20 protein-coding genes are annotated in these 22,325 nt (G+C 62.7%); 14 read left to right on the top strand and 6 right to left on the bottom strand.

The features are described from left to right. The first annotated feature begins 10 nt into the window (after positions 1-10). From mfd to LB513_RS15390, 7 genes are all read left to right on the top strand, one after another. On the top strand, positions 11-3,508 hold the full coding sequence (gene mfd / locus LB513_RS15420) for a transcription-repair coupling factor (protein ID WP_224664352.1): 3,498 nt from the start codon (positions 11-13) through the stop codon (positions 3,506-3,508). A 169-nt stretch (positions 3,509-3,677) separates the two neighbouring features. After that, the gene (locus tag LB513_RS15415; protein WP_224664351.1) at positions 3,678-4,016 is read left to right on the top strand and encodes an Mpo1-like protein; all 339 of its coding nucleotides are present in this window, start codon (positions 3,678-3,680) and stop codon (positions 4,014-4,016) included. Positions 4,017-4,021: 5 nt separating this feature from the next. Then, positions 4,022-4,447, top strand: a complete 426-nt coding sequence (locus tag LB513_RS15410; RefSeq protein WP_224664350.1) for a DUF3995 domain-containing protein — start codon at positions 4,022-4,024, stop codon at positions 4,445-4,447. A gap of 136 nt (positions 4,448-4,583) precedes the next feature. Next, positions 4,584-5,957 carry a class II 3-deoxy-7-phosphoheptulonate synthase gene (locus LB513_RS15405; RefSeq protein ID WP_224664517.1) on the top strand — a complete coding sequence of 458 codons (1,374 nt, stop codon included), beginning with the start codon at positions 4,584-4,586 and terminating at the stop codon, positions 5,955-5,957. A gap of 179 nt (positions 5,958-6,136) precedes the next feature. After that, a complete protein-coding gene (locus LB513_RS15400; RefSeq protein WP_224664349.1) occupies positions 6,137-6,553 on the top strand; it encodes a GFA family protein in 417 nt (138 codons plus the stop codon). Between the two features lie 77 nt (positions 6,554-6,630). Beyond that, positions 6,631-6,990 (top strand): diacylglycerol kinase, encoded by a 360-nt coding sequence (locus LB513_RS15395; RefSeq protein ID WP_224664348.1) that lies wholly within the window; start codon positions 6,631-6,633, stop codon positions 6,988-6,990. Between the two features lie 40 nt (positions 6,991-7,030). Further along, positions 7,031-7,618: a hemerythrin domain-containing protein gene (locus LB513_RS15390; protein ID WP_224664347.1), complete on the top strand. Its 588-nt coding sequence runs from the start codon at positions 7,031-7,033 to the stop codon at positions 7,616-7,618. 3 nt (positions 7,619-7,621) lie between these two features. Here LB513_RS15390 and LB513_RS15385 read toward each other — a convergent pair whose 3' ends face one another. After that, complete coding sequence (locus LB513_RS15385) at positions 7,622-8,209, bottom strand: DedA family protein (protein ID WP_224664346.1); 588 nt, start codon at positions 8,207-8,209, stop codon at positions 7,622-7,624. After that, a complete protein-coding gene (locus tag LB513_RS15380; RefSeq protein ID WP_224664345.1) occupies positions 8,206-8,769 on the bottom strand; it encodes a DUF1003 domain-containing protein in 564 nt (187 codons plus the stop codon). Before LB513_RS15380 ends, LB513_RS15385 begins: the two co-directional genes overlap by 4 nt. Before the next feature lie 94 nt (positions 8,770-8,863). Between LB513_RS15380 and LB513_RS15375 the strand changes: the two genes are divergently transcribed. From LB513_RS15375 to gltX, 4 genes are all read left to right on the top strand, one after another. Then, positions 8,864-9,628 (top strand): DNA-3-methyladenine glycosylase I, encoded by a 765-nt coding sequence (locus LB513_RS15375; RefSeq protein WP_224664344.1) that lies wholly within the window; start codon positions 8,864-8,866, stop codon positions 9,626-9,628. A 75-nt stretch (positions 9,629-9,703) separates the two neighbouring features. Continuing rightward, positions 9,704-11,380: an NAD+ synthase gene (locus LB513_RS15370; protein ID WP_224664343.1), complete on the top strand. Its 1,677-nt coding sequence runs from the start codon at positions 9,704-9,706 to the stop codon at positions 11,378-11,380. 51 nt (positions 11,381-11,431) lie between these two features. Continuing rightward, the gene (locus LB513_RS15365) at positions 11,432-11,842 is read left to right on the top strand and encodes a GNAT family N-acetyltransferase (protein ID WP_224664342.1); all 411 of its coding nucleotides are present in this window, start codon (positions 11,432-11,434) and stop codon (positions 11,840-11,842) included. Between the two features lie 164 nt (positions 11,843-12,006). Then, positions 12,007-13,380 (top strand): glutamate--tRNA ligase, encoded by a 1,374-nt coding sequence (gene gltX, locus LB513_RS15360; protein WP_224664341.1) that lies wholly within the window; start codon positions 12,007-12,009, stop codon positions 13,378-13,380. Here gltX and LB513_RS15355 read toward each other — a convergent pair. The 3 genes from LB513_RS15355 to LB513_RS15345 form a co-directional block, all read right to left on the bottom strand. After that, a complete protein-coding gene (locus tag LB513_RS15355; protein ID WP_224664340.1) occupies positions 13,298-14,482 on the bottom strand; it encodes a DUF2865 domain-containing protein in 1,185 nt (394 codons plus the stop codon). The two genes, gltX and LB513_RS15355, sit on opposite strands and share 83 nt — an antisense overlap. Before the next feature lie 72 nt (positions 14,483-14,554). Beyond that, the gene (locus tag LB513_RS15350) at positions 14,555-16,879 is read right to left on the bottom strand and encodes an NADP-dependent malic enzyme (protein ID WP_224664339.1); all 2,325 of its coding nucleotides are present in this window, start codon (positions 16,877-16,879) and stop codon (positions 14,555-14,557) included. A 174-nt stretch (positions 16,880-17,053) separates the two neighbouring features. Continuing rightward, a complete protein-coding gene (locus tag LB513_RS15345; RefSeq protein WP_224664338.1) occupies positions 17,054-17,833 on the bottom strand; it encodes an SDR family oxidoreductase in 780 nt (259 codons plus the stop codon). A gap of 117 nt (positions 17,834-17,950) precedes the next feature. Between LB513_RS15345 and LB513_RS15340 the strand changes: the two genes are divergently transcribed. Then, positions 17,951-18,766, top strand: coding sequence for a UDP-2,3-diacylglucosamine diphosphatase (locus LB513_RS15340; RefSeq protein WP_224664337.1), 816 nt, complete (start codon positions 17,951-17,953; stop codon positions 18,764-18,766). A gap of 123 nt (positions 18,767-18,889) precedes the next feature. After that, positions 18,890-20,104 (top strand): MFS transporter, encoded by a 1,215-nt coding sequence (locus LB513_RS15335; protein ID WP_224664336.1) that lies wholly within the window; start codon positions 18,890-18,892, stop codon positions 20,102-20,104. On the opposite strand, the gene dgcA is transcribed toward LB513_RS15335, so the two are convergent. Next, complete coding sequence (gene dgcA, locus LB513_RS15330; protein ID WP_224664335.1) at positions 20,075-21,058, bottom strand: N-acetyl-D-Glu racemase DgcA; 984 nt, start codon at positions 21,056-21,058, stop codon at positions 20,075-20,077. The two genes, LB513_RS15335 and dgcA, sit on opposite strands and share 30 nt — an antisense overlap. 78 nt (positions 21,059-21,136) lie before the next feature. Between dgcA and LB513_RS15325 the strand changes: the two genes are divergently transcribed. Then, positions 21,137-22,324, top strand: a complete 1,188-nt coding sequence (locus LB513_RS15325; RefSeq protein WP_224664334.1) for an MlaE family ABC transporter permease — start codon at positions 21,137-21,139, stop codon at positions 22,322-22,324. The last annotated feature ends 1 nt before the right edge of the window (position 22,325 follow it).

The following is a 22,325-nucleotide window of genomic DNA, read 5'->3' as shown; positions in this document are numbered from 1 at the left end:
ACGTGATTTTATGAGCCTCATACCCACCATCGGCCTGCCGAAAGGGCGCGCCGGCCAGTTCATCGTCGACGGCGTTGCCGACGGCTATGAGGCGTTCGCGCTCGTCCAGACGGCGCTCGAGATCGCGCCCGACAAACCGGTGCTGTTCGTGGCGCGCGACGGGCAACGGTTGCCGGCAATCATCGAGGCGCTGTCCTTTGCGGCGCCCGGCCTGCCGGTCCTCGAATTGCCGGCCTGGGACTGTCTGCCGTATGACCGCGTCTCGCCCGGATCGGACGCCGCCGCCAAGCGGCTCGATGCCTTGACGGCCATGATCGCGCTGGCAAAGAAGCCGCATCGCGCGGTCATCCTCACCACCGCCAATGCCCTTCTGCAGCGCATTCCACCTTCGGAATTGGTCGAAGCGCAGACCTTCCATGCCAGGCCCGGCAACCAGATCGACATGAACGTGCTGGTGTCGCGGCTGGAGACCTCCGGTTTCGAGCGGGTGCCGACCGTGCGCGGCATCGGCGAGTTCGCCGTGCGCGGCGGCATCCTCGACCTCTTCGCTCCGGGCTGGACCGAAGCACTCAGGCTCGACTTCTTCGGCGACACGCTGGAATCGATCCGCGTCTTCGACGCCGGCACCCAGCGCACCACCGGCCAGCGCAAATCGATGGCACTGCAGGCGATGAGCGAGGTGGCGCTGACGCCAGAGACCATCAGCCGCTTCCGCCGCTCCTATATCGAGGCCTTTGGGGCGCCCCAGCGCGATGACGGGCTCTATGCGGCGGTCAGCGAAGGCAGGCGCTTTGCCGGCATGGAGCACTGGCTGCCGTTCTTCCACGAACGGCTGGAAACGGTGTTCGACTATCTGCCCGAAACGCCGGTCATCTTCGACCATCTGGCGCATGAAGCGCTGGCCGAACGCCACACGCTGATCCTCGACCATTATGAAGCGCGCAAAAAGCAGGCCGACGGCGCGCTGAAGGACGCGGTGCCCTACAAGCCGGTGCCGCCGGACCTGCTTTATCTCTCGCCCGAAAACCTGATCGCATCGCTTGGACCGCGCGAAGCCATCGACTTCACGCCCTTCGACGCTCCCGATGCGGGCACGAAGAAAGTCTATCATGCCGGCTCGCGCCAAGGCCGCAGCTTTGTCGAGGAGCGCGCCGACCCGAGCATCAATGTCTTCGATATCGTCGTCAGGCACATCGCCGACGAGCGTGCGGCGCGCCGCCGCGTCGTCATTGCCGGCTGGACGGAAGGCTCGCTCGACCGGCTCGGCCAGATCCTGGCCGAGCATCATCTGGGCAATCTCAAACAGGTCGTGACGCTGGCGGAAGCTGAGAAGCTCGAGCCGGGGCAGGCGGCGTTGGCCGTGCTGCCGCTCGAATCCGGTTTCGAGACCGAGGGACTGGTGGTCGTCGCCGAGCAGGATATTCTCGGCGACCGGCTGATACGGCGCTCGAAACGCAAGAAGCGGGCGTCGGATTTCATCGCCGAAGCCTCGGCGCTTTCGGCTGGGGACATTGTCGTCCATGCCGACCACGGCATCGGCCGCTTCATCGGCCTGCGCACGATAGAGGCGGTAGGCGCGCCGCACGACTGCCTGGAAATCCACTATGCAGGTGACGACCGGCTGTTCCTGCCGGTCGAGAATATCGAGCTCCTGTCGCGCTACGGTTCGGACTCGGCCGAGGCGACGCTGGACAAGCTCGGCGGAGGGGCCTGGCAGTCGCGAAAGGCGCGGCTGAAGAAGCGGTTGCTCGACATGGCCGGGCAGCTGATCCGCATCGCCGCCGAGCGGCAAATGCGTGCGGCGCCGGCGCTGGTCCCGGCCGAGGGCCTTTATGGCGAATTCGCCGCGCGGTTCCCCTATGAAGAGACCGACGATCAGCAGACGGCGATTGACTCGGTGCGCGATGACCTCGCCGCCGGCAAGCCGATGGACCGGCTGATCTGCGGCGATGTCGGATTCGGCAAGACGGAAGTGGCGCTGCGCGCCGCCTTCATCGCGGCGATGGAAGGATTCCAGGTGGCAGTGGTGGTGCCGACCACGCTTTTGTCGCGCCAGCATTTCAAGACCTTCTCTCAGCGCTTTTCCGGGCTTCCGATCCGCGTCGCCCAGGCCTCCCGGCTGGTGGGCGCAAAGGAGCTGGCCGAGACCAAGAGAGGTATCGCCGAGGGCCAGGTCGACATCGTCGTGGGCACCCATGCGCTGCTCGGATCGTCGATTTCATTCAAGAATCTCGGCCTGCTGATTATCGACGAGGAGCAGCATTTCGGCGTCAAGCATAAGGAACGGCTGAAAGACCTGAAGAGCGACGTCCATGTGTTGACGCTGTCGGCGACGCCGATCCCGCGCACCTTGCAACTGGCGCTGACCGGTGTGCGCGAACTGTCGCTGATCGCCACGCCGCCGGTGGACCGCATGGCGGTGCGAACTTTCATCTCGCCCTTCGACCCGTTGGTAATCCGGGAGACGCTGCTGCGCGAGCGCTATCGCGGCGGGCATTCGTTCTATGTCGTCCCGCGCATCAGCGATCTCTCTGAAATCAATGATTTCCTGAAGGCATCCGTTCCTGAGCTGAAGGTGGCGGTGGCCCATGGCCAGATGCCGCCGGGCGAACTCGACGACATCATGAACGCCTTTTACGACGGGCAATATGACGTGCTGCTGTCGACGACCATCGTCGAATCCGGGCTGGACATCCCGACCGCCAACACGCTGATCATCCACCGCGCCGACATGTTCGGGCTGTCGCAGCTCTATCAGCTGCGCGGCCGCGTCGGCCGCTCGAAAGTGCGCGCCTATGCCCTGTTCACGCTGCCGGCCAATCGCAAGCTGACCGACACCGCCGAGCGGCGGCTGAAGGTGCTGCAGTCCCTCGACACGCTGGGCGCCGGCTTCCAACTGGCCAGCCACGACCTCGATATCAGGGGCGCCGGCAATCTTCTCGGCGAAGAGCAGTCCGGCCATATCAAGGAGGTCGGCTTCGAGCTCTACCAGCAGATGCTTGAGGAGGCCGTCGCCGAAGTGAAGGATTCCGGCGAGGTCCAGGATGGCGGCTGGTCGCCGCAGATCGCCGTCGGCACGGCCGTGATGATCCCGGAAAGCTATGTGCCGGACCTGCAGCTGCGGCTGGCGCTCTACCGCCGCCTGGGCGATCTCGAGAACACCGAGGAAATCGATGCTTTCGGCGCCGAACTAATCGATCGCTTCGGGCCGTTGCCGGACGAGGTCAAGCATCTCTTGAAGATCGTCTTCATCAAGGCGCTTTGCCGGAAGGCCAATGTCGAGAAGCTCGACGCCGGGCCAAAGGGCGTCGTCATCCATTTCCGCAAGCGCGAGTTCCCCGACCCGGTCGGGCTGGTCCGCTTCATCGGCGAGCAGGGTTCGTTGGCCAAGATCCGGCCCGACCATAGCGTGGTGTTTGCCCGCGATTGGCCAACTGCCGAGAAGCGGCTGGCGGGTTCTGCCGTCGTCATGACGCAGTTGGCGCGGCTGGTGGATAAAGCCGCCTAGCATCAAAGCCGTGCTCTGTTGCAAAGGTCGCACTGCGATCGATGTATGATCAAAGCAGCCGTGACTCAGAGCTTGGGCGCGACTGGTATCTGCGACGAATCGGACCATTGAAGTATTGTGCCGTAAATGTGCAGATGGTCCCGCAACTCATCGCTCAACGGGGAAAATCATGAACCCGCGGACATTCGATGAATACTGGCTCGGCTATCTGGCTGGCCATTCAAGACCTTCAACCCGGTTCGTCCATTATCTGGGTCTGTTTTTCGCGCCGATTGCCGGGGCAATGGCGTCCGTGCTTGTCGTCTGGTGGGCATTCCTAGTCATTGTTCCGTTGTTTTATCTCGCTGCCCTGCTCACCCATCCTTTGCTTGAGCATAACAGCAACAAGCCTTTCGCTGAGCGGCCTCTATGGAGCGCCATCGCTCTATTGCGCATGCTTGCCCTCGATTTGACCGGTGGGCTTGGCCGCGAGTTGAAGCGCCTGGATGAGGTCGCTCGACGAGGATGACGCCTGTGGTCATCGCCCTCTGCTCGGCGCTTTTGATGCTTGGCGCTGGCTTTCATATCTACTGGGGCTTTGGCGGCCACATCGGCGCCAGCGTTTCGCTTCCGCAACGCGAAGACGGTGTTCCGGCTGTGAAGGAAACAGCCTTGGGCGCCATCGCCGTCGGTTTGATGCTGGCACTGGTGCTTCTGCTGCTCCTTGCCTTCACCGGGACGGTACGTTTGCCTTTGTCACAACAGGTCCTGAGGATTGGAGTCCTCGTTTGGGCCCTCATCTTCACGGCGCGGGCATTGAGCTGGTCCAGATATTTCGGGCTGTTCAAGCACGTCAGAAGCACCCGTTTCGCCAGCTACGATACCTGGTTCTATAGCCCGTCATGTTTGCTCCTGGGGTTGGGGCTCTTCTATCTCGCAGTATTGGACCACATACAGTGAGCCTTCGGCCATCATTCGCCAGCGCTGAAATTCCGGTCTAGAATAGGAAATCGGCTTCGTGTATGGAGCCGCCACCCCATATGGGGCGGGAAGTGGCGGGTGAGATTACTCGCAGGAAAGAGCGTTGGGTGCAGCGATGACGAAATGGTCGCCGAATTCTTGGAGAGCAATGCCGATCAAGCAGGTGCCCGCCTATCCGGACCTTGCCGCGCTGAAGAACACGGAAGCCCAGCTTGCCACCTTTCCGCCGCTGGTCTTTGCCGGTGAGGCTCGCAAGCTGAAGAAGCAGCTCGCCGCTGTCGCTGCCGGCGAAGCTTTCCTGCTGCAAGGAGGCGACTGCGCCGAGAGTTTTGCCGAGCATGGCGCGGACAACATCCGCGACTTCTTCCGCGTCTTCCTGCAGATGTCCGTCGTGCTGACCTTTGCCGGCGCACAGCCGGTTGTGAAGGTCGGCCGGGTCGCCGGCCAGTTCGCCAAGCCGCGCTCTTCCGACAACGAAACCAAGGGCGGTGTGACGCTGCCCAGCTATCGCGGCGACATCATCAACGGCATCGAATTCGACGCCAAGTCACGCATTCCTGATCCGGCGCGCCAGGAGATGGCGTATCGCCAGTCGGCGGCGACGCTCAACCTTTTGCGCGCCTTCGCGCAGGGCGGCTATGCCAGCCTGGAGAATGTGCATCGCTGGATGCTCGGCTTCGTTTCCGACAGCCCGCAGGGCGAGAAGTACGGCAAGCTCGCCAACCGGATCACCGAGACGATGGACTTCATGAAGGCCGTCGGCATAACCTCGGAAACCAACTATGCGCTGCGCGAGACCGATTTCTACACCAGCCATGAGGCACTGCTGCTTGGCTACGAAGAGGCGCTGACCCGTGTCGATTCGACTTCCGGCGACTGGTACGCCACCTCGGGCCATATGATCTGGATCGGCGACCGCACCCGCCAGCCGGACCATGCCCATGTTGAATATTGCCGCGGCATCAAGAACCCGCTTGGGCTCAAATGCGGCCCGTCGCTGACCCCGGACGGCTTGCTCGAACTGATCGACCTGCTCAACCCCGAGAACGAACCCGGCCGCCTGACGCTGATCGCGCGTTTCGGCTCCGACAAGGTCGCCGAGCATCTGCCGAAACTGGTGCGCGCGGTGCAGAAGGAAGGCCGAAGCGTGGTCTGGTCGTCGGACCCGATGCACGGAAACACCATCGAGGCCGCCGGTTACAAGACACGGCCATTCGACCGCATCCTGAAGGAGGTCCAGACCTTCTTCGAGGTGCACCGCGCCGAGGGCACGCATCCCGGCGGCATCCATGTCGAGATGACCGGCAAGAATGTCACCGAATGCACTGGCGGTGCGCGCGCCATCACCGCCCACGAACTGCAGGATCGCTACCACACCCATTGCGACCCCCGCCTCAACGCGGACCAGGCGATCGAGCTGGCTTTCCTCGTGTCCGACCTGCTGAAGAAGAGCCAGCCCATTCAGCATAAACAGGTTGCAAACGGCTGATCGCGGATCGCCGACCCTCGCGGGGAGCCCGGCGTTGGTCGCCTAGCGGGCCGTCGCGTGGAGAAACAATTTTCCGACGCCCCTAATGGCGCATGTCGCATTTGCTTATGACAACGGGCGGCGAAGCTGGAATCCTGACGAATACGCCAATGCAGGGCATCGTTCTTTAAGGTGACAGGATGAGCGACAATCACAAGGGATCGTGTCTGTGCGGAGCGGTTCGCTTCAGGACACAGGGCGCGTTGCGGGGCGTCGTCTATTGCCACTGCACGCAATGCAGGAAGCAGAGCGGGCATTTCTATGCCGCCACCAATGTCGCCGACGCCAATATCGTGATCGAAGGCTCGGAAAGCATCACCTGGTACGAAGCGTCCGAATTCGCCAGGCGCGGCTTTTGCAAGGCATGCGGCTCCGTGATGTTCTGGAAGCCCAGAGACAATGACTATATTTCGGTCATGGCGGGTTCATTCGACCGTCCAACCGGCCTGCAGGGCGAATGCCATATCTTTGTCGGCGACAAGGGGGACTATTATTCGATCGACGACGGACTGCCGCGATTTGAAAAGTCTACGCCCTCGATACCTGTTGCCGAATGAAGTTTCGGCGAGCCGCCTTATTCCATTGACCGGGCCGTTGCTTTATCCGTGCCGGTAATTCCGAACGGAGTTTGGGCATGCAGCGACTGATCGGTGCTTATTTCAATTCGCTGCGCGCGTTTCGCAAGCTTGCCGTCAGCGAAAAGGCTTTTCAGCAGGAGTTGGCGCTGCTCGCCCTCGCTGTGCCGCTCGGCTGGTTTGTTTCAACCTCGTGGCGCGGCTATGTCCTGCTGATCGGCGCGGTACTGCTGTTGATCATGGTCGAGGTGCTGAACACCGGCATCGAGGCGGCCTGCGACGCGTTCAGCCGGGAATTCAACGTCGACATTCAACTGGCGAAGGATTGTGGGTCGCTGGCCGTGCTGATTTCGGTGCTGATCGTCGCGGGCGTCTGGGGCATCGCCGTCATCGAGCGGATCACGGGGCTACCGATCTAGCAGCGGCCATCCCATATGACGGTCACCATAGGAGACTGTCATGTCCGAAGCCACCAATTCTTTGCTCCTCGAGCGCGGGGGCCTGCCGGAAGACTTGCGCTGGCTGGCTGAAAAGTACCCGCGTGAAAACTGGCAGAAGCACGCCAACATTCATGGTATCGCCACGATGTGGCTGCAGCGGCACGACATGTTTCGCGAGCTCGGCAGCCTTCTGACCAACGGAATAGGCGACTACCGCGAAGGCAGGCTGACGGCGCCCGATTTCGCGCGCTGGTTCGCGCCTCGCCTCAATCATTTTCTCGGTCATTTGGATGGCCACCACAATGTCGAGGATCATCATTATTTTCCGGTTTTCGCCAAGGCCGAGGCGCGGCTGAAGCGCGGCTTCGAGATCCTCGATGCCGATCATCACACCATTCACGAAGGGCTCGAGCGCAATGCCGAAGCCGCCAACGCGTTCATGAAGACGCTTCAGGAGAGCGAGGACAGACAGCGCTTCGCAGCCGACGTCTATGCCGATGAAAACAGCCGGCTGATCGCCATGCTGGCCCGGCATCTCGCCGACGAGGAAGACCTGATCATCCCGCTGATCCTCGACCGCGGTGATCGGGCACTCGGTGTGGACTGACGTTCAGCCTTCCTTGGCGCGTTCTTTCCCGGCGATATGACGGGCGACAAACCAGCCAAGGATCGCCACAGCCAGGCCTATGCCGAGCCCGACCAGCAATCGCTCATGACGCAGCAAAGCCTGGCCGATGAAGCGTTCCGCGCCCAATCCAAAGATATAGCCGATAGCGCTGAACAGCACCGCCCAGACAACAGATGAGATGGCGTTGAGGATGACGAAGCGCCACGTTGGTATGGTCGACAGACCTGCCGCGATGCCGCCAACCAGGCGCATGCCGTAGATGTAACGGTTCGACAGCACGAAGATGTCGGGATGGGTGTTCAGAAGTCGGTAGGCGCGGCCAAATCCTGGCCGCCGGCGAAATTTGTCGACCTGGCGGTTGTCAGCGAAACTCCGGCCGAGAAGGAAAAAGAGCGTGTCGCCGATAAAGGCGCCGAGGGCAGCCGCAACAATGGCCTGCCACAGCACGAATATATGCTGATGCGCGAAGAAGCCGCCGAGGATCGCCGCACTTTCGCCCTCCGCGACGCAGCCGAGAAAGACGGCGAGGAGGCCGTATTGTTCGATCAGATGATGGATCGCCTCGGTCACGAAGCCGAGTGCTGCCGTGTCAGCCTCTCGTCAATCCGCTTGACCATTTCGGCCAGTTGCCCGATCTCGTCGCGCATGCCGATGATCTGGCTGTGACGCAGTTCGTCCAGCTTTTCATGCAGCGCCATGATCTCGATCTCGGCCTTGAGGTTGACTTCGTAGTCGTGGGCGGCGTCGATGCGGTCGCGCACCGCCTGGCGGTTCTGCGACATCATGATCACCGGGGCCTGCAGGGCGGCGATCATCGACAGCACCAGGTTGAGAAAGATGAAGGGGTAGGGGTCGAACGACTTCTGCCCAAGCAGCCACCAATTGGAGCCGATCCAGAGGACCAGGAAGGCGATGAAGGACAGGATGAACGTCCACGATCCGCCGACGCGCGCGATGGCGTCGGCGATCCGGTCTCCCGCATCCTGGAGGCCGGCTAGGCTCTCATTGACATTCTCCGACAAGGGCTTGCGGTCGACTGTGCTTTGCAGCACTCGCCGTTCGGGATCGGTCAGGGTTTCCGCTGTTCGCGTTAGCCAACGGTTCGCGAGTTCGGGCACAGTCTTGTTCATGGATGTCTCCATATCAGAAGCGTCGGCTTGGCAGCTTCGTCTCCATATAGGAAGATGCCGCGCCGTCAAAAACGCGGCATCGAGATGGGAGCAAATGTCAGATTTCGCCAAGATCCGTAGGCGTGCCGCCACTCGAAAGGGCGGCGAGGCCGAGCTCGCGTCCCTGCTTGGGCCGGTGCCCGACAATGCCGCGGTGGCCGATATTGCGGACGACCGTGTGTTGTCGACCATGGCCGAGCGCGTCTTTGCGGCCGGCTTTGTCTGGCGCGTCATAGAGCAGAAATGGCCTGGCTTCGAAGAGGCCTTTCTGGGCTTCGAACCGAAGCGGCTCCTGTTCCAGCCCAACGATTTCTGGCACGATCTGGCATCCGACCAGCGCATCGTGCGTAATCCGCAGAAGATCAGGTCCGTGCGCGAAAACGCCGCTCTCGTCGAGCGCGTTTCCAAGGAACATGGTGGTTTCGGCCGTTTCCTTGCTGAATGGCCGGCCGAAGATCAGGTCGGACTGATGGCCTGGCTCGGCAAGCATGGCAGCCGGCTCGGCGGCAATACCGGACAGTATTTCCTGCGCTGGCTGGGCTGGGACGCTTTCGTTATTTCGGGCGATATGGCGGCGGCACTGCGCGATGCGGGTCTCGATATTGCCGAGAGCCCAACGTCGAAGCGGGACCTCGACAAGATCCAGGCGCAACTCAACCGGTGGGTGGCCGAGACAGGCCTGCCGCGCCGACACATCTCGCGCATCCTGGCGATGTCGATCGGCGACAATCATTCTCCGCAGGCGTTGCGCGACTATATGGGCGAGGACGGATCGCCGCCGTCCAGCCGCGCTTCGCGGTCGCCGATCGGACATGGTTGAGAGGAGTATTATCCGGTCTGATTGGTCCAAGCGAACGCCATTGCCCGGTGAATTGCGTCGCGCTAAGTCAGCAGCATGACCAAGACGCTCGATATCCTCCGCATCGCCATTGCCCAGCTCAATCCGACCGTCGGCGACATAGCAGGCAATCTCGCCAAGGCGCGCGAGGCGAGGGCGGACGCCGCCCGCCAGGGCGCCGATCTGGTGCTTTACACGGAGCTTTTTCTTGCCGGCTATCCGCCGGAGGATCTGGTGCTGAAGCCGGCGTTTCTCAAGGCCTGTGAAAAGGCCGCACAGGACTTTGCCGCCGACACATCGGATGGGGGCCCCGGAATCATCATCGGCACGCCGCTGAAGCGCAAGAGCGGCACGCACAATTCCATAATATTCGCCGATGGCGGTAAGGTCATCGCCGAGCGTTACAAGCTCGATCTTCCGAATTATGGCGAGTTCGACGAAAAGCGCGTCTTCCAGGCCGGCCCCGAAATCCAGGGGCCGGTCAATTTCCGCGGGGTGCGCATCGGCGTCCCAATCTGCGAGGACATCTGGGGTGATTTCGGCATCTGCGAGACGCTCGCCGAGAGCGGCGCCGAGATCCTTCTTGTGCCGAACGGCTCGCCCTACTACCGCGCCAAGATCGATGTCCGCCATCAGGTCGTCATTCGGCAGGTCATAGAAAGCGGCCTGCCGATCCTCTACGCCAACCAGCTTGGCGGCCAGGACGAGCTGATCTTCGACGGCGCGTCATTCGCCATAGGGTCGGACAAGCGGCTTGCCTTCCAGATGAGCCAGTTCGAGGAGGCCGTGGACGTCACGGTCTGGAAGCGTCAGGGCGAGGGCTGGGTCTGTTCCCAGGGGCCGATGTCGAAGATCCCGGAAAGGGACGAGGCGGATTACCGCGCCTGCATGCTTGGGTTGCGCGACTACGTCAACAAGAATGGCTTCAAGAATGTCGTGCTCGGTCTGTCGGGTGGCATCGATTCGGCGATCTGCGCCGCCCTTGCCGTCGATGCGCTCGGCGAGGAACGGCTGCGCGCTGTGATGATGCCTTACCGCTATACGTCGAAGGACTCTCTGAAGGACGCCGAGGATTGCGCCCGTGCGCTTGGCTGCCGTTACGACATCGTGCCGATCTTTGAGCCGGTCGAAGGGTTCCTGCATGCGCTGGCACCGCTTTTCGAGGGCACCAAGGAAGGCATTACCGAGGAGAACCTGCAGAGCCGTGCGCGCGGCACCATCCTGATGGCGATCTCCAACAAGTTCGGCTCGATGGTGGTCACCACGGGCAACAAGAGCGAGATGTCGGTCGGCTATGCCACGCTCTATGGCGACATGAATGGCGGCTTCAATCCGATCAAGGACCTCTACAAGATGCAGGTCTACGCGCTGTCGCGCTGGCGTAACAGCCATGTGCCGCCGGACGCGCTCGGACCCTCCGGTGCAATCATTCCGAAGAATATCATCGACAAGGCGCCGTCGGCGGAACTGCGCGAGAACCAGACCGACCAGGATTCGCTGCCGCCCTATCCGGTGCTGGACGACATTCTCGAATGCCTGGTCGAGAATGAGATGGGGGTCGATGACATCGTCGCGCGCGGCCACGACCGGGCGACCGTGACGCGCATTGAGCACCTGCTTTACATCGCCGAGTACAAGCGCCGGCAGGCGGCACCGGGCGTCAAGATCACCAGGAAGAATTTCGGCCGCGACCGCCGCTATCCCATCACCAACCGGTTCAGGGATCGCGGGTAGGCGACACGCTGCGCGCAACCTCCCGCCATGCCGCCGGCAAGGGGTGTAACCATGCCCGATTGCGAGATCAGTTTCGAGCTGTCGCGGATCGATTTCCGAGCGACATCCGACCTTTTGATGGCGAGTTATTGGGGCGCCGGACGGAGCGATGCGCTTCATCATCGCGCCTTTGCCAATTCGTTGTGCGCGGCTGCCTATGTCGACGGCGAACAAGTCGGCTTCGCCCGGGCGATCACCGACTGCACAGCCTTCGCCTATCTCGCCGACGTCATCATCTGGCCCGGACACCGCGGGCAGGGCATCGGGACACGGCTGGTGAGCGCGCTCATCGATCATCCAGAGCTTGTCACGGTATCGCACTGGAGCCTGTCGACCGCAGACGCGCACAAACTCTATGAGAAGCTGGGGTTCAAGGCGTCGACGGATGGTCGATACATGCGCCTCGATCGCGTGCCTGGATAAGCGGCGGCCGATCGATACCATCTCTGCAAAGAAGCTTTTCACTGGCGGTCGTCTTGGCGATGCCCGTTGCCTCTCTATATGAAGGTCAGCGGGCTGTTTTTGCCCGCTGCAGCGGCGCGGGGGCGCTCCTTGTCAATTCCAGAGCCATCCGGTACGCCCCGCCCATGACAGTTACCGTTCGTTTCGCTCCATCCCCGACCGGCCGCATCCATATTGGCAATGCGCGCACAGCTCTGTTCAATTGGCTGTTCGCCATGAAGAACAAGGGCCGCTTCATCCAACGCTTCGATGACACCGACATTGCGCGCTCGAAGCAGGAATTCTCCGACGCCATCCTCTACGATTTGCATTGGCTGGGGATTTTTCCGGACGCCACCGAGTATCAATCGCGGCGCTTCGATGTTTACGACGCGGCGGTCGAGCGGCTCAAGGCGGCGGGCGTTCTCTATGCCTGCTATGAAACTCCGGAGGAGCTCGATCTGAGGCGAAAAGTGCGCCGTACCCGTGGGCTTCCTCCGGTCTATGGCCGTGAGGCCTTGACGCTGACGCAGGAGCAGGTGGCCGAATATCACGCCGATGGCCGCCGGCCGCACTGGCGTTTTCTGCTGCCCAATTTTGCCGGCGATCCACAGCAGCCTGAACGCACCGAAATCCATTGGGACGATCTGGTGCGCGGCGAAGAGACGGTCGATCTTGCATCACTGTCCGACCCGGTCCTGGTGCGCGAGGACGGTACCTATCTGTATACGCTGCCTTCGGTTGTCGACGATATCGAGATGGGCGTCAGCCATGTCATTCGCGGCGACGATCATGTCACAAACACCGGCGTACAGATCGCCCTGTTCCAGGCACTCGGTGCCGCGCCACCCGTGTTCGGCCACCACAATCTTCTGACCACCGCGTCAGGCGAAGGGCTGTCGAAGCGCTCCGGCGCGCTCTCGATCGAGAGCCTGCGCGAGGACGGCATCGAGCCGATGGCCGTAGCATCGCTGGCCGTGCTTGTGGGAACGTCCGAGAATGTCGCGGCGGTGACGACGATGAGCGAGCTGGCCGAACGTTTCGATCCTGCAGCGACATCCAAATCCGCGGCGAAATTCGACCCTGACGAATTGTTCGTACTCAACCGAACGCTGCTGCATCACATGCCGTTTGCTGAGGCGCGCGACCGGCTCATCGTGCTCGGCATTTCGGGCGACCGGGCGGAGGCTTTCTGGCTGGCGGTGCGGGGCAATCTCGACAAGCTGGCCGACGCGCCCAAATGGTGGCGCGTGCTGCGCGAAGGTCCAGGCGAGGCTCCGGAGTTTTCGGATGATGACCTCGGCTTCCTCCGTCAGGCCTTCGACCTGCTGCCCGAAGAGCCTTGGGGTGCAACGGTCTGGAGAGAATGGACGGACAGGATCAAGGAAGCGACGGGCCGCAAGGGCAAGGCATTGTTCATGCCGCTCAGGCTGGCGCTTACCGGACTGCCTTCGGGGCCGGAGCTTGCAGATCTATTGCCGCTGATGGGTCGGGAAGGAACGTTGGCCCGACGACCCTGACCTTGCGTTGTTCGGGCGGCAGGGTCGATACCGGCGAAGCCACCGGCCCGACGGACACCCGCTCGATGGTCGCGCCATCGAGCGGGTCTTGCATATTGGCCGGGGTTTGCGAGTCGGCGCCGGGATCGGGATCGGAGACGGGCGTCAGGATCGACGGCGAACCATCCGCGGGCGGCTCTGACGTCCCGCTCGGCGGACTGCCGGCGATGACCTCGAAGTTCTGCGCGGCGTTGCATCCGCAGGCTGGTGGCCGCGATATGTCGGACCGCTTGTAGACATAGGCGGTCGGCAACTCGCTGTAAGGCCTGCCGGTCACCGATGACGTCATCGAGGCCGAGTCACCGCCCATGCCGCGGGAGTAGAAGACCTGCATCTCCGTGCCGGGGCAGCTGGATTCGCAGTTCTTCTGGTCGCGTTCGAAATCGCCGAGCGAGGCGGCATTCGACATCGGGAAAAAGTAGCCATCGCAGGTGCGAACACAGGAGGTGTGGAACTCACCGCCCCGGCCCGGAATGCCGGACAGCTTAAGTACCTGGCGAGCATTGCGCTCCTCGCCTGGACCGGCGGCCTGTTCGAGCGCATCGATCTGCCGTGTGTCGCCGCCGAAAAGCTGATCGAGCAGGTTGGTCCTGCCGTCTTCGCGGTCAGCTTCCAGTTTCTGAGCACGGCGGGGTGCTGCGGTCTCGTTTCGGCAACCAATGGCGTCGAGCGCCGCAAGGATGCGCGCCTTGTCCCGGCGGGAGCCGCCTCCCTCTAGGCGCCGGCGTTTGCCTTGCAGCGCTTCGAGGTTGGCGCTCATGCGGTCGATGGTGGCGTCGAGCGCCGCGCATTCCTTGGTGTTGCGGCCGAACAGCGAAAAGCCGCAGCCGGCGCTGCTGGACTGGCCGCGGACCTTCGAGATCTGCTCGCGCTGCTTGCCGATGGCCACATCGTATTTGCGGATCAGGGCCTGGCCTGCGGCGCCGCGCGAGGCGGCAAGCTCACCCTGCAACCGGCCGCAGGTCCGCGAGGCGGCTTGCGACTCCCGCGCAACAACGCTGCAAAGCAACAAGCCAAGCAGGAGTGGGGCGGAATGCGACCGCTTCAACCCTCCGCTTCTCATCCATCCAAACTCCGCCTGATCGGCCGGAGACTAGCGCATTCATGGTTAACCGCAGTTTACCGCCACCATCGGTCAGCCCAGATTGACGACCGCCTGCGCCTTGTGAGCCGCTTCGACCACCGCCAGCGCGGTCATGTTGACCACGCCGCGCGAGGTGACCGACGGCGTCAGGATATGGGCCGGCTTGTCGGTTCCGAGCAGGATCGGGCCGACATGCAACGCATCCATCATGGTGCGGAGCGCGGTCAGCGTGATGTTGGCCGAGTCCAAGTTGGGAAAGACCAGCAGATTGGCTTCCCCCTGGAGCCTCGAGTGGGGATAGACGCGCTGGCGCAGAGGCTCCGATAGGGCGGTATCGGCATGCATCTCGCCGTCGCATTCAAGGTCGGGGGCGATGCGTGCCAGGATGGCAGCCGCCTGGCGCATTTTGATCGCGCTCGGCGAATCACGCGAACCGAAATCCGAATGCGACAGCAGGGCGGCCTTGGGTTCGATGCCGAAACGCTGGATCTCTTCCGCCGCCAGCACCGTCATCTCCGCGATCTCTTCGGCTGTGGGGTCAACGGTGACGTGGGTATCGGTCAGGAAAATGATGCCACGCTGCGAAATCAACATCGAAAGCGTGGACAGGTCGTGGTCCTTGATGCCGGCTCGCGGACCGATGATCAGCGCGACATTGCGCAGGTGCTTCTCAAAACGGCCTTCGAGCCCGCAGACCATGGCGTCGGCGTCGCCGCGCTTCAGCGCCAGTGCAGCGATCACCGTATTATCGGTGCGCACCATTGTACGCGCCGCTTCGGTGGTCACGCCGCGCCGTCCGGCAAGCTCGATCAGCAGATCGACATAGTGGCGGTAGCGCGGATCGTCCTCGGGGTTGATGAGGCCGAAATCGACACCCGGCTTGATGCGCAACCCGTAGCGCTTCAGCCTCACCTCGATCACATGAGGTCGGCCGATCAGGATGGGCTCGGCAATGCCTTCCTCCAGCACCACCTGCGCGGCGCGCAGCACGCGTTCGTCTTCGCCGTCAGCGTAGATGACGCGCTTGGCGACCGACATCTTGGCGGATGAGAACACCGGTTTCATGACCAGGCCGGAGCGGAAGACGAAGCGATTGAGCTTGTCGATATAGGCAGCAAAGTCGGTGATCGGCCGCGTCGCCACGCCGGTGTCGCAGGCGGCCTTGGCGACGGCCGGCGCGATGCGCAGGATCAGGCGTGGATCGAAGGGCGAGGGGATCAGGAAGTCCGGTCCAAAGATCGGTGTCTCGCCTGAATAGGCCCGTGCCGCCACGTCGGATGGCTCCTCGCGCGCAAGAGCGGCGATGGCGCGCACTGCGGCCATCTTCATCTCCTCGTTGATGGCGCTGGCTCCGCAGTCGAGTGCGCCGCGAAAAATGTAAGGAAAACACAGGACATTGTTGACCTGGTTCGGGAAATCGGACCGGCCCGTGCAGATCATGGCGTCGGGGCGGGCCGCTCGCGCCAGTTCCGGCATGATCTCGGGGTTGGGGTTGGCCAATGCAAGGATCAGCGGCTTCGGCGCCATGTGCCGCAGCAGCTCGGGTTTCAGGACTCCGGCTGCCGAGAGCCCGAGGAAGACGTCGGCGCCGGGCAAGACATCGGCCAGCGTGCGCGCGTCCGTGTCCTTTACATAAGGGTCCTTCCAGCGGTCCATCTCGTCCGTGCGCCCCTTGTAGGCGACGCCGAAACGGTCGGTGACCCAGATGTTTTCGACCCGCGCCCCGAGCGAGACGAGCAGATTGAGGCACGCCAAGGCAGCGGCTCCAGCGCCTGACGTGACGATTTTGATGTCCGATATGGTTTTGCCGGCGAATTCCAGGCCGTTGAGCACGGCGGCCGCGACAATGATGGCGGTGCCATGCTGATCGTCGTGGAATACCGGTATTTTCATTTGTGCCTTGAGGCGTTCCTCGACCTCGAAGCACTCGGGCGCCTTGATATCTTCGAGATTGATGCCGCCAAAGGTCGGCTCAAGCGCCGAGATCGTCTCGACCATCCGCTCGATGCCGGGCGCGTCGATCTCGATGTCGAAGACATCGATGCCGGCGAATTTCTTGAACAGGACGGCCTTGCCTTCCATCACGGGCTTGGAGGCGAGCGGGCCGATGTTGCCGAGACCCAGAACCGCCGAGCCGTTGGAGACGACACCTACCAGATTGGCGCGCGCGGTATAGTCGGCGGCCGCCGTCGGGTCGTCGCGAATCTCGAGGCAGGGAGCGGCGACGCCCGGCGAATAGGCGAGGGCGAGGTCACGCTGGTTGCCGAGCGGCTTGGTCGCCTGGATCTCGAGCTTGCCCGGCCGGGGATGCTTGTGGAAGTAGAGGGCCGCTTCGTCGAGGTCCGAACGCGCCGGTTTGTTGTTCTCGCCTTCCATGCGGCCGCTCCCACGAGATCTGCTGAAGAGCCCTTCTAGCATGCGGCCCAGGTTTTCCGCGACGCTAATCAGCGCGCCGCGGGTCTCGCCGCTTTAGGCGTGAAAATCGCACCATATCAACTGGTTAAGCCGATCTCGCCGCCGGCGACTGTTCTCGCCTCACGGACAAGTTGATCAAAAAGCGCTGACGTAGAGGCCGCCATCGACCGGGATGTTCTGCCCGGTCAGATAGCCGGCATGGACCGAGCAGAGGAAGGCGCAGATCTGGCCGAATTCTTCCGGCGTGCCCAGGCGCTTGGCCGGAACATCGGCGCTGATGCGGGTCTTGCGTTCGGCTGCGGCGGTCGGGTCTTCGACCGTGCCGGCCTCATGCGGTCCACGCAGCCGGTCGGTGTCGAGCTTGCCCGGCAGGAGGCTGTTGATGGTCACGTTGCGGTCGACAACGGTTCGCGCCACGCCGGCCAGGAACGAGGTGAGGCCGGCTCGCGCGCCCGAAGACAGATCAAGGCCGGGAATAGGCACGTAGACCGACAGCGAGGTGATGTTGACGATGCGGCCGAATCCGCGTGCCGCCATGCCGTCGATGACAGCCTGCACCAGTTCGATCGGCGTCACCATGTTTTGGGTAACACCTTCGAGGATCTTCTGTCGGTCAAGCTCACGGAAATCTCGCAATGGAGGTCCGCCATTGTTGTTGACGAGGATATCCGGTTCGGGACAGGCCGATAGCAGCGCCTTCTGCACTTCCGGCCTCGAGACATCGCCGACGACTTCGGTCACCGTCACGCCGAAGCGTTCGCGCAACTCAGCGGCTGTCCTGCCGACCAACTCGGCATTGCGTCCGTTCACGACGATGTCGCAACCGGCCTCGGCCAGCGCCATGGCGCAACCGCGACCCAGGCCCTTGCTCGAAGCGCAGACGATGGCCTTCTTTCCCCTGATGCCGAGATCCATGACGATTTCTCCTTTGATTTGTCCGGCAAGCTAGCGTCTCGGCTGGACCAATCGCAACCGTCATACGGTTGTTGCATGAATCGGCGCATAGGCTGCGAAAGCAACGGTGACAACGCAATGTCTGGCGAACCGCCCCGCACTTTCCGCAGCATGTTTATCTCCGACATCCATTTGGGTTCGAAGGCGGCCAAGGCCGAGTTCCTGATCGATTTCCTCAGGCATCATGACGCCGATATCATCTATCTGGTCGGCGACATTGTCGACGGCTGGCGGCTGCGGCGCAGCTGGCACTGGCCGCAAAGCCACAATGACGTCGTGCAGAAGCTCCTGCGCAAGGCGCGCAAGGGTGCGAGCATCACCTACATAGCCGGAAACCACGACGAATTTGCCCGCCAGTTCCAAGGCGTGCATTTCGGCGGCATCGTCGTCGCCGACCGCGCCATCCACGAGACCGCGGATGGCAAGCGCCTGCTCGTCATCCACGGCGACCAGTTCGACACCGTCGTCCACAATGCGCGTTGGCTCGCCTATCTCGGCGACCATGCCTATGACGCGGCCATGCTGGTCAACCGCGTGGTCACACGGCTTCGCCAACTGCTCGGCCTGCCTTATTGGTCGTTTTCGTCATGGGCCAAGTCCAATGTGAAGAAGGCGGTGAACTTTATCGGCTCGTTCCAGACCATGCTTGCGGAAGAGGCGCGCCGCTCGCATGTCGACGGCATTATCTGCGGCCATATCCATCATGCGGCCATCGAGAATTTCGGCGATGTCCGCTACGTCAATACGGGCGACTGGGTGGAAAGCTGCACAGCCGTGGTCGAGCATTTCGACGGCCGGCTGGAGATCCTGACCTGGGCGCAGATACTGCCTGAGGTGCCGCAAGAACCCTTTATCCCTTTGCTGATCGAGGCTCGGGTCGGGCAGGCGGCATAGGTTTCGGCGTTCGCCCCTGCGCCGTCAATCAGTTGGGCCAGCCGGTTCCGCCCGGTTTTGAGCCATGTTAAGTGATCGATGCCTGCGGCCGACCGACCGAGCGCGGCCATATTGGATCGATTCATGCCCCTGCCGCCGCTTTCTCCCGAACAGCTCGTCAAGCCACGGCATTTCGAACTGCGCATGAGCCTGATCTACGCGACTTTATTTGTCTCGCTCGGGACGCATGTGCCTTACTTTCCGCTGTGGCTGGAGGCCAAAGGGTTCGATGCGCGGGAGATCGCGGTCATCCTGGCCGCGCCCATGTTCCTGCGTGTGGTGACGACGCCTTTGCTGACCGCGCTGGCCGACAGGGCCGCGGACCGCGCCAATGTCTATATCGGGTTGGTGGGTGCCGCGCTGTTGCTGTCGGCCGGATATTTCCTGCCCCCGACCTACGCCATGGTCCTGACGGTTTCGATGGCGCTGACCATAGTCTGGACGCCGCAGTCGCCGATGGCCGATTCGCTGGCGCTTTCGGGCGTACGCCGCTTCGGCTCCAACTATACCAGCATGAGGAAATGGGGATCGATTTCGTATCTGTTCGCCAATGTCGCCGGCGGCTTCATCCTGGCTGCGACGGGCTCCGGCGCTGTCCCGGCGATTATTTTCATGGCGCTGGCCGCAGCGCTCGCCGCTGCCCTGCTGGCGCCGCGCATGGGGCGTCCGCGGCGATCGTCGCCACTGTCGGCCGCCGACATCCAGCACTCGGCGCCCAAACTTCTCAACGCCTATTTCCTGTATTTCTCCATCGGTGTCGGCGTCATCACCGCCAGCCATGCCTTCCTCTATGGTTTCGTCTCCATCTACTGGAAATCGATCGGTATTGGCGATTCGGTTGTGGGTCTGCTGTGGGCCTGGGGCGTGGTCTCCGAAGTCTGCATGTTCATGATGTTCACGCGCTTCTTCAATTCCTTTTCCGTGGTGTCCATCATGGTGATGGCCGGGGTCGGGTCCATCGCGCGGTGGATCGCGTTTCCGTTGGTCTGGCCTCTCGGCCTCGGCATTGCCGGGTTTTTCGCGGTGCAGACATTGCACGCGGTCTCCGTGGCGCTGGTGCTGATCGGCCTGCAGAAGATGATCGGCGAAACCATTTCCGAGGAACGCACGGGCGCCGCGCAAGGCATCGCCTATTTCTCCAACGGCTTCTTCATGGCCCTGGTGACCCTCGCATCCGGCCCGCTCTATGACCGCTTCGGTGTCGACGGGTTCTTCGCCATGGTTCCGGTTGCCCTGGTCGGGCTTGTGCTCATCGGGCTTGCAGCCCGCTCAGCCCCACAGCGCCGTGTCGGGCGGTGAGACCAGCGAGCCGTTGTAGACAAGCCTCGGCACACGATCGCGGGCAAGCAGCAGCGGACCATCGAGATCGACGAAGTCGGCGTCCTGGGCAAGCAGCACCGCCGGCGCCATGGCCAGCGACGTACCGACCATGCAGCCGACCATCACGCCGAAGCCCAGTTCGCGCGCGCGGTCGCGCAGGATGAGCGCCGCCGTCAGCCCACCCGACTTGTCGAGCTTGATGTTGACTGCGTCGTAGAGACCGAGGAGGGAGCCTAGGTCCCTGGCTTCGTGCACGCTTTCATCGGCGCAGATCGGCACGGGATGCGCGATATGGCGCAGGATTTCGTCCCGGCCCGCGGGCAGCGGCTGTTCGATCAGCGCGATGCCGTGTCCGGCGGCAAAGGCGAGGTTGGCAACGATGTTATCTTCGGTCCAGCCCTCATTCGCATCGAGGATGATGCGGCTGTCGGGCGCTGCATGCCGGACAGCGCGGATGCGGGCCATGTCGTCGTCTGTGCCGATCTTGACCTTGAGCAGCGGCCGCGAGGCGTTCGCGCGAGCCTGCGCGGCCATCGCTTCGGGGTCGCCAAGCGACAGCGTGTAGGCCGTTTCGAGAGGCCGTAAAGAATCAGCACAAATGCTGAAGGCGATGGGTTTTCCGCTCACCTTGGCTTCCAGGTCCCACAGCGCGCAGTCGATCGCGTTACGCGCAGCGCCCGCCGGCATGGCGTCGAGCAGGGCTGACCGGTCCATGCCGCCGGCGATCGGGCCCTGCATGGCTTCGATTGCCTGGCGTACGCCGTCCATTGTCTCGCCGTAGCGTTTGTAGGGGACGCATTCGCCGCGGCCGGCTTGGGCGCCTTCGCTGATTGTACAGCTTATGACCTCCGCTTCAGTCTTCGACCCGCGCGAAATGGTGAAGGTGCCGGCAATCGGGAAACGCTCGGCCTCAACCGAAATGACACGCGCCATATTTTTCTGCTCCGGCTATGCAAGAACACGGGTGTCGGCAAATCGACAGCTTGGTCCCGTCAGGCTAAAGAGGACGCCATGTTGACCATCGGCAAGCGCGACGCAAGCGGCACGACCCCCGAGGAGGCTGACCACGATCCGCGCGTCGCGATCGGCGAGGAGAACGGCATTCTCGGTTGCGCCTTCTCCGGAGTGTGGACGACACGGACGGTCGCGTCGATCGACGCCAATATGCGCGAAATCGAGAACCGGAGCGGATTCAAAAGCTTGGCGCTCGATCTTTCCAACATAGAGAAGATGGACACTGCCGGCGCGTGGCTGATCGATCGGTTGGTCAGCGCCTTCGAGGCAAAGGACGTCAAGGTCACGCTGCAAGGCCAGAGCGAGATCGCATCCATCCTGCTCGATGCTGTCGGCGAAGCCGCTCGGCGCGAGCCAGATTCGCCGGCCCCGACGCCGCCCAATTTCGTCATTCGTACCCTGGAGGCCGTCGGTCGACGCGTCTACGACATGCGGGACGATTTCCTCGCGTCGATGAACATTCTCGGCGCCACAATACGCGGCGCGCAGATGAAGCTCGGGCGTGGCCATGCGGTCAACCCGGCGGCGATCTTCAACCAGATCGACCGGATGGGCGTCGGCGCCATTCCGGTCGTGGTGCTGATGTCGGCCATTGTCGGCGCCATCGTCGCCCAGCAAGGCGCCTATCAGCTCAGCTATTTCGGCGCGGACATCTTCGTCGTCGACCTGGTCGGCGTGCTGATCCTGCGCGAACTCGGCGTGCTGATGACCGCGATCATGATCGCGGGCCGTTCCGGCAGCGCGATCACCGCCGAGATCGGTTCGATGAAGATGCGCGAGGAGGTCGACGCCCTCAAGGTCATCGGCCTGAACCCGATCGGCGTCCTGGTCTTTCCGCGCCTTGTGGCGCTGGTCATCGCATTGCCCTGCCTGACCATCGTCGCGAATTTTGCGGCGCTTGCAGGCGGCATCCTGGCCGCATGGCTCTACTCGGACATCGCGCCGGCCGCCTTCATCGACCGGCTGCGCGTTGCGATCGACCTCAGCACCATCTTCGCCGGACTGATCAAGGCGCCTTTCATGGCCATGATCATCGGCACGATTGCTTCCGTCGAGGGCATGAAGGTCGGCGGCAGCGCGGAATCGCTGGGCCAGCATGTCACGGCTTCGGTGGTGAAATCGATCTTCGTCGTCATCATACTCGACGGATTGTTCGCCATTTTCTACGCAGCGATCGAGTTCTGAG

Origin of the sequence: Mesorhizobium sp. ES1-1 (assembly GCF_020164785.1) — a bacterium.
Classification (GTDB): domain Bacteria; phylum Pseudomonadota; class Alphaproteobacteria; order Rhizobiales; family Rhizobiaceae; genus Mesorhizobium.
This window is presented reverse-complemented; position numbering and strand designations above follow the sequence as displayed.

Excerpts from the sequence above, each read along its gene's own strand:
- mfd (WP_224664352.1), top strand. The coding sequence starts at position 11 with ATGAGCCTCATACCCACCATCGGCCTGCCGAAAGGGCGCGCCGGCCAG.
- LB513_RS15415 (WP_224664351.1), top strand. The coding sequence starts at position 3,678 with ATGAACCCGCGGACATTCGATGAATACTGGCTCGGCTATCTGGCTGGC.
- LB513_RS15405 (WP_224664517.1), top strand. The coding sequence starts at position 4,584 with ATGACGAAATGGTCGCCGAATTCTTGGAGAGCAATGCCGATCAAGCAG.
- LB513_RS15400 (WP_224664349.1), top strand. The coding sequence starts at position 6,137 with ATGAGCGACAATCACAAGGGATCGTGTCTGTGCGGAGCGGTTCGCTTC.
- LB513_RS15395 (WP_224664348.1), top strand. The coding sequence starts at position 6,631 with ATGCAGCGACTGATCGGTGCTTATTTCAATTCGCTGCGCGCGTTTCGC.
- LB513_RS15390 (WP_224664347.1), top strand. The coding sequence starts at position 7,031 with ATGTCCGAAGCCACCAATTCTTTGCTCCTCGAGCGCGGGGGCCTGCCG.
- LB513_RS15380 (WP_224664345.1), bottom strand. The coding sequence starts at position 8,769 with ATGAACAAGACTGTGCCCGAACTCGCGAACCGTTGGCTAACGCGAACA.
- LB513_RS15375 (WP_224664344.1), top strand. The coding sequence starts at position 8,864 with ATGTCAGATTTCGCCAAGATCCGTAGGCGTGCCGCCACTCGAAAGGGC.
- LB513_RS15370 (WP_224664343.1), top strand. The coding sequence starts at position 9,704 with ATGACCAAGACGCTCGATATCCTCCGCATCGCCATTGCCCAGCTCAAT.
- LB513_RS15365 (WP_224664342.1), top strand. The coding sequence starts at position 11,432 with ATGCCCGATTGCGAGATCAGTTTCGAGCTGTCGCGGATCGATTTCCGA.
- gltX (WP_224664341.1), top strand. The coding sequence starts at position 12,007 with ATGACAGTTACCGTTCGTTTCGCTCCATCCCCGACCGGCCGCATCCAT.
- LB513_RS15355 (WP_224664340.1), bottom strand. The coding sequence starts at position 14,482 with ATGAGAAGCGGAGGGTTGAAGCGGTCGCATTCCGCCCCACTCCTGCTT.
- LB513_RS15350 (WP_224664339.1), bottom strand. The coding sequence starts at position 16,879 with ATGGAAGGCGAGAACAACAAACCGGCGCGTTCGGACCTCGACGAAGCG.
- LB513_RS15345 (WP_224664338.1), bottom strand. The coding sequence starts at position 17,833 with ATGGATCTCGGCATCAGGGGAAAGAAGGCCATCGTCTGCGCTTCGAGC.
- LB513_RS15340 (WP_224664337.1), top strand. The coding sequence starts at position 17,951 with ATGTCTGGCGAACCGCCCCGCACTTTCCGCAGCATGTTTATCTCCGAC.
- LB513_RS15335 (WP_224664336.1), top strand. The coding sequence starts at position 18,890 with ATGCCCCTGCCGCCGCTTTCTCCCGAACAGCTCGTCAAGCCACGGCAT.
- dgcA (WP_224664335.1), bottom strand. The coding sequence starts at position 21,058 with ATGGCGCGTGTCATTTCGGTTGAGGCCGAGCGTTTCCCGATTGCCGGC.
- LB513_RS15325 (WP_224664334.1), top strand. The coding sequence starts at position 21,137 with ATGTTGACCATCGGCAAGCGCGACGCAAGCGGCACGACCCCCGAGGAG.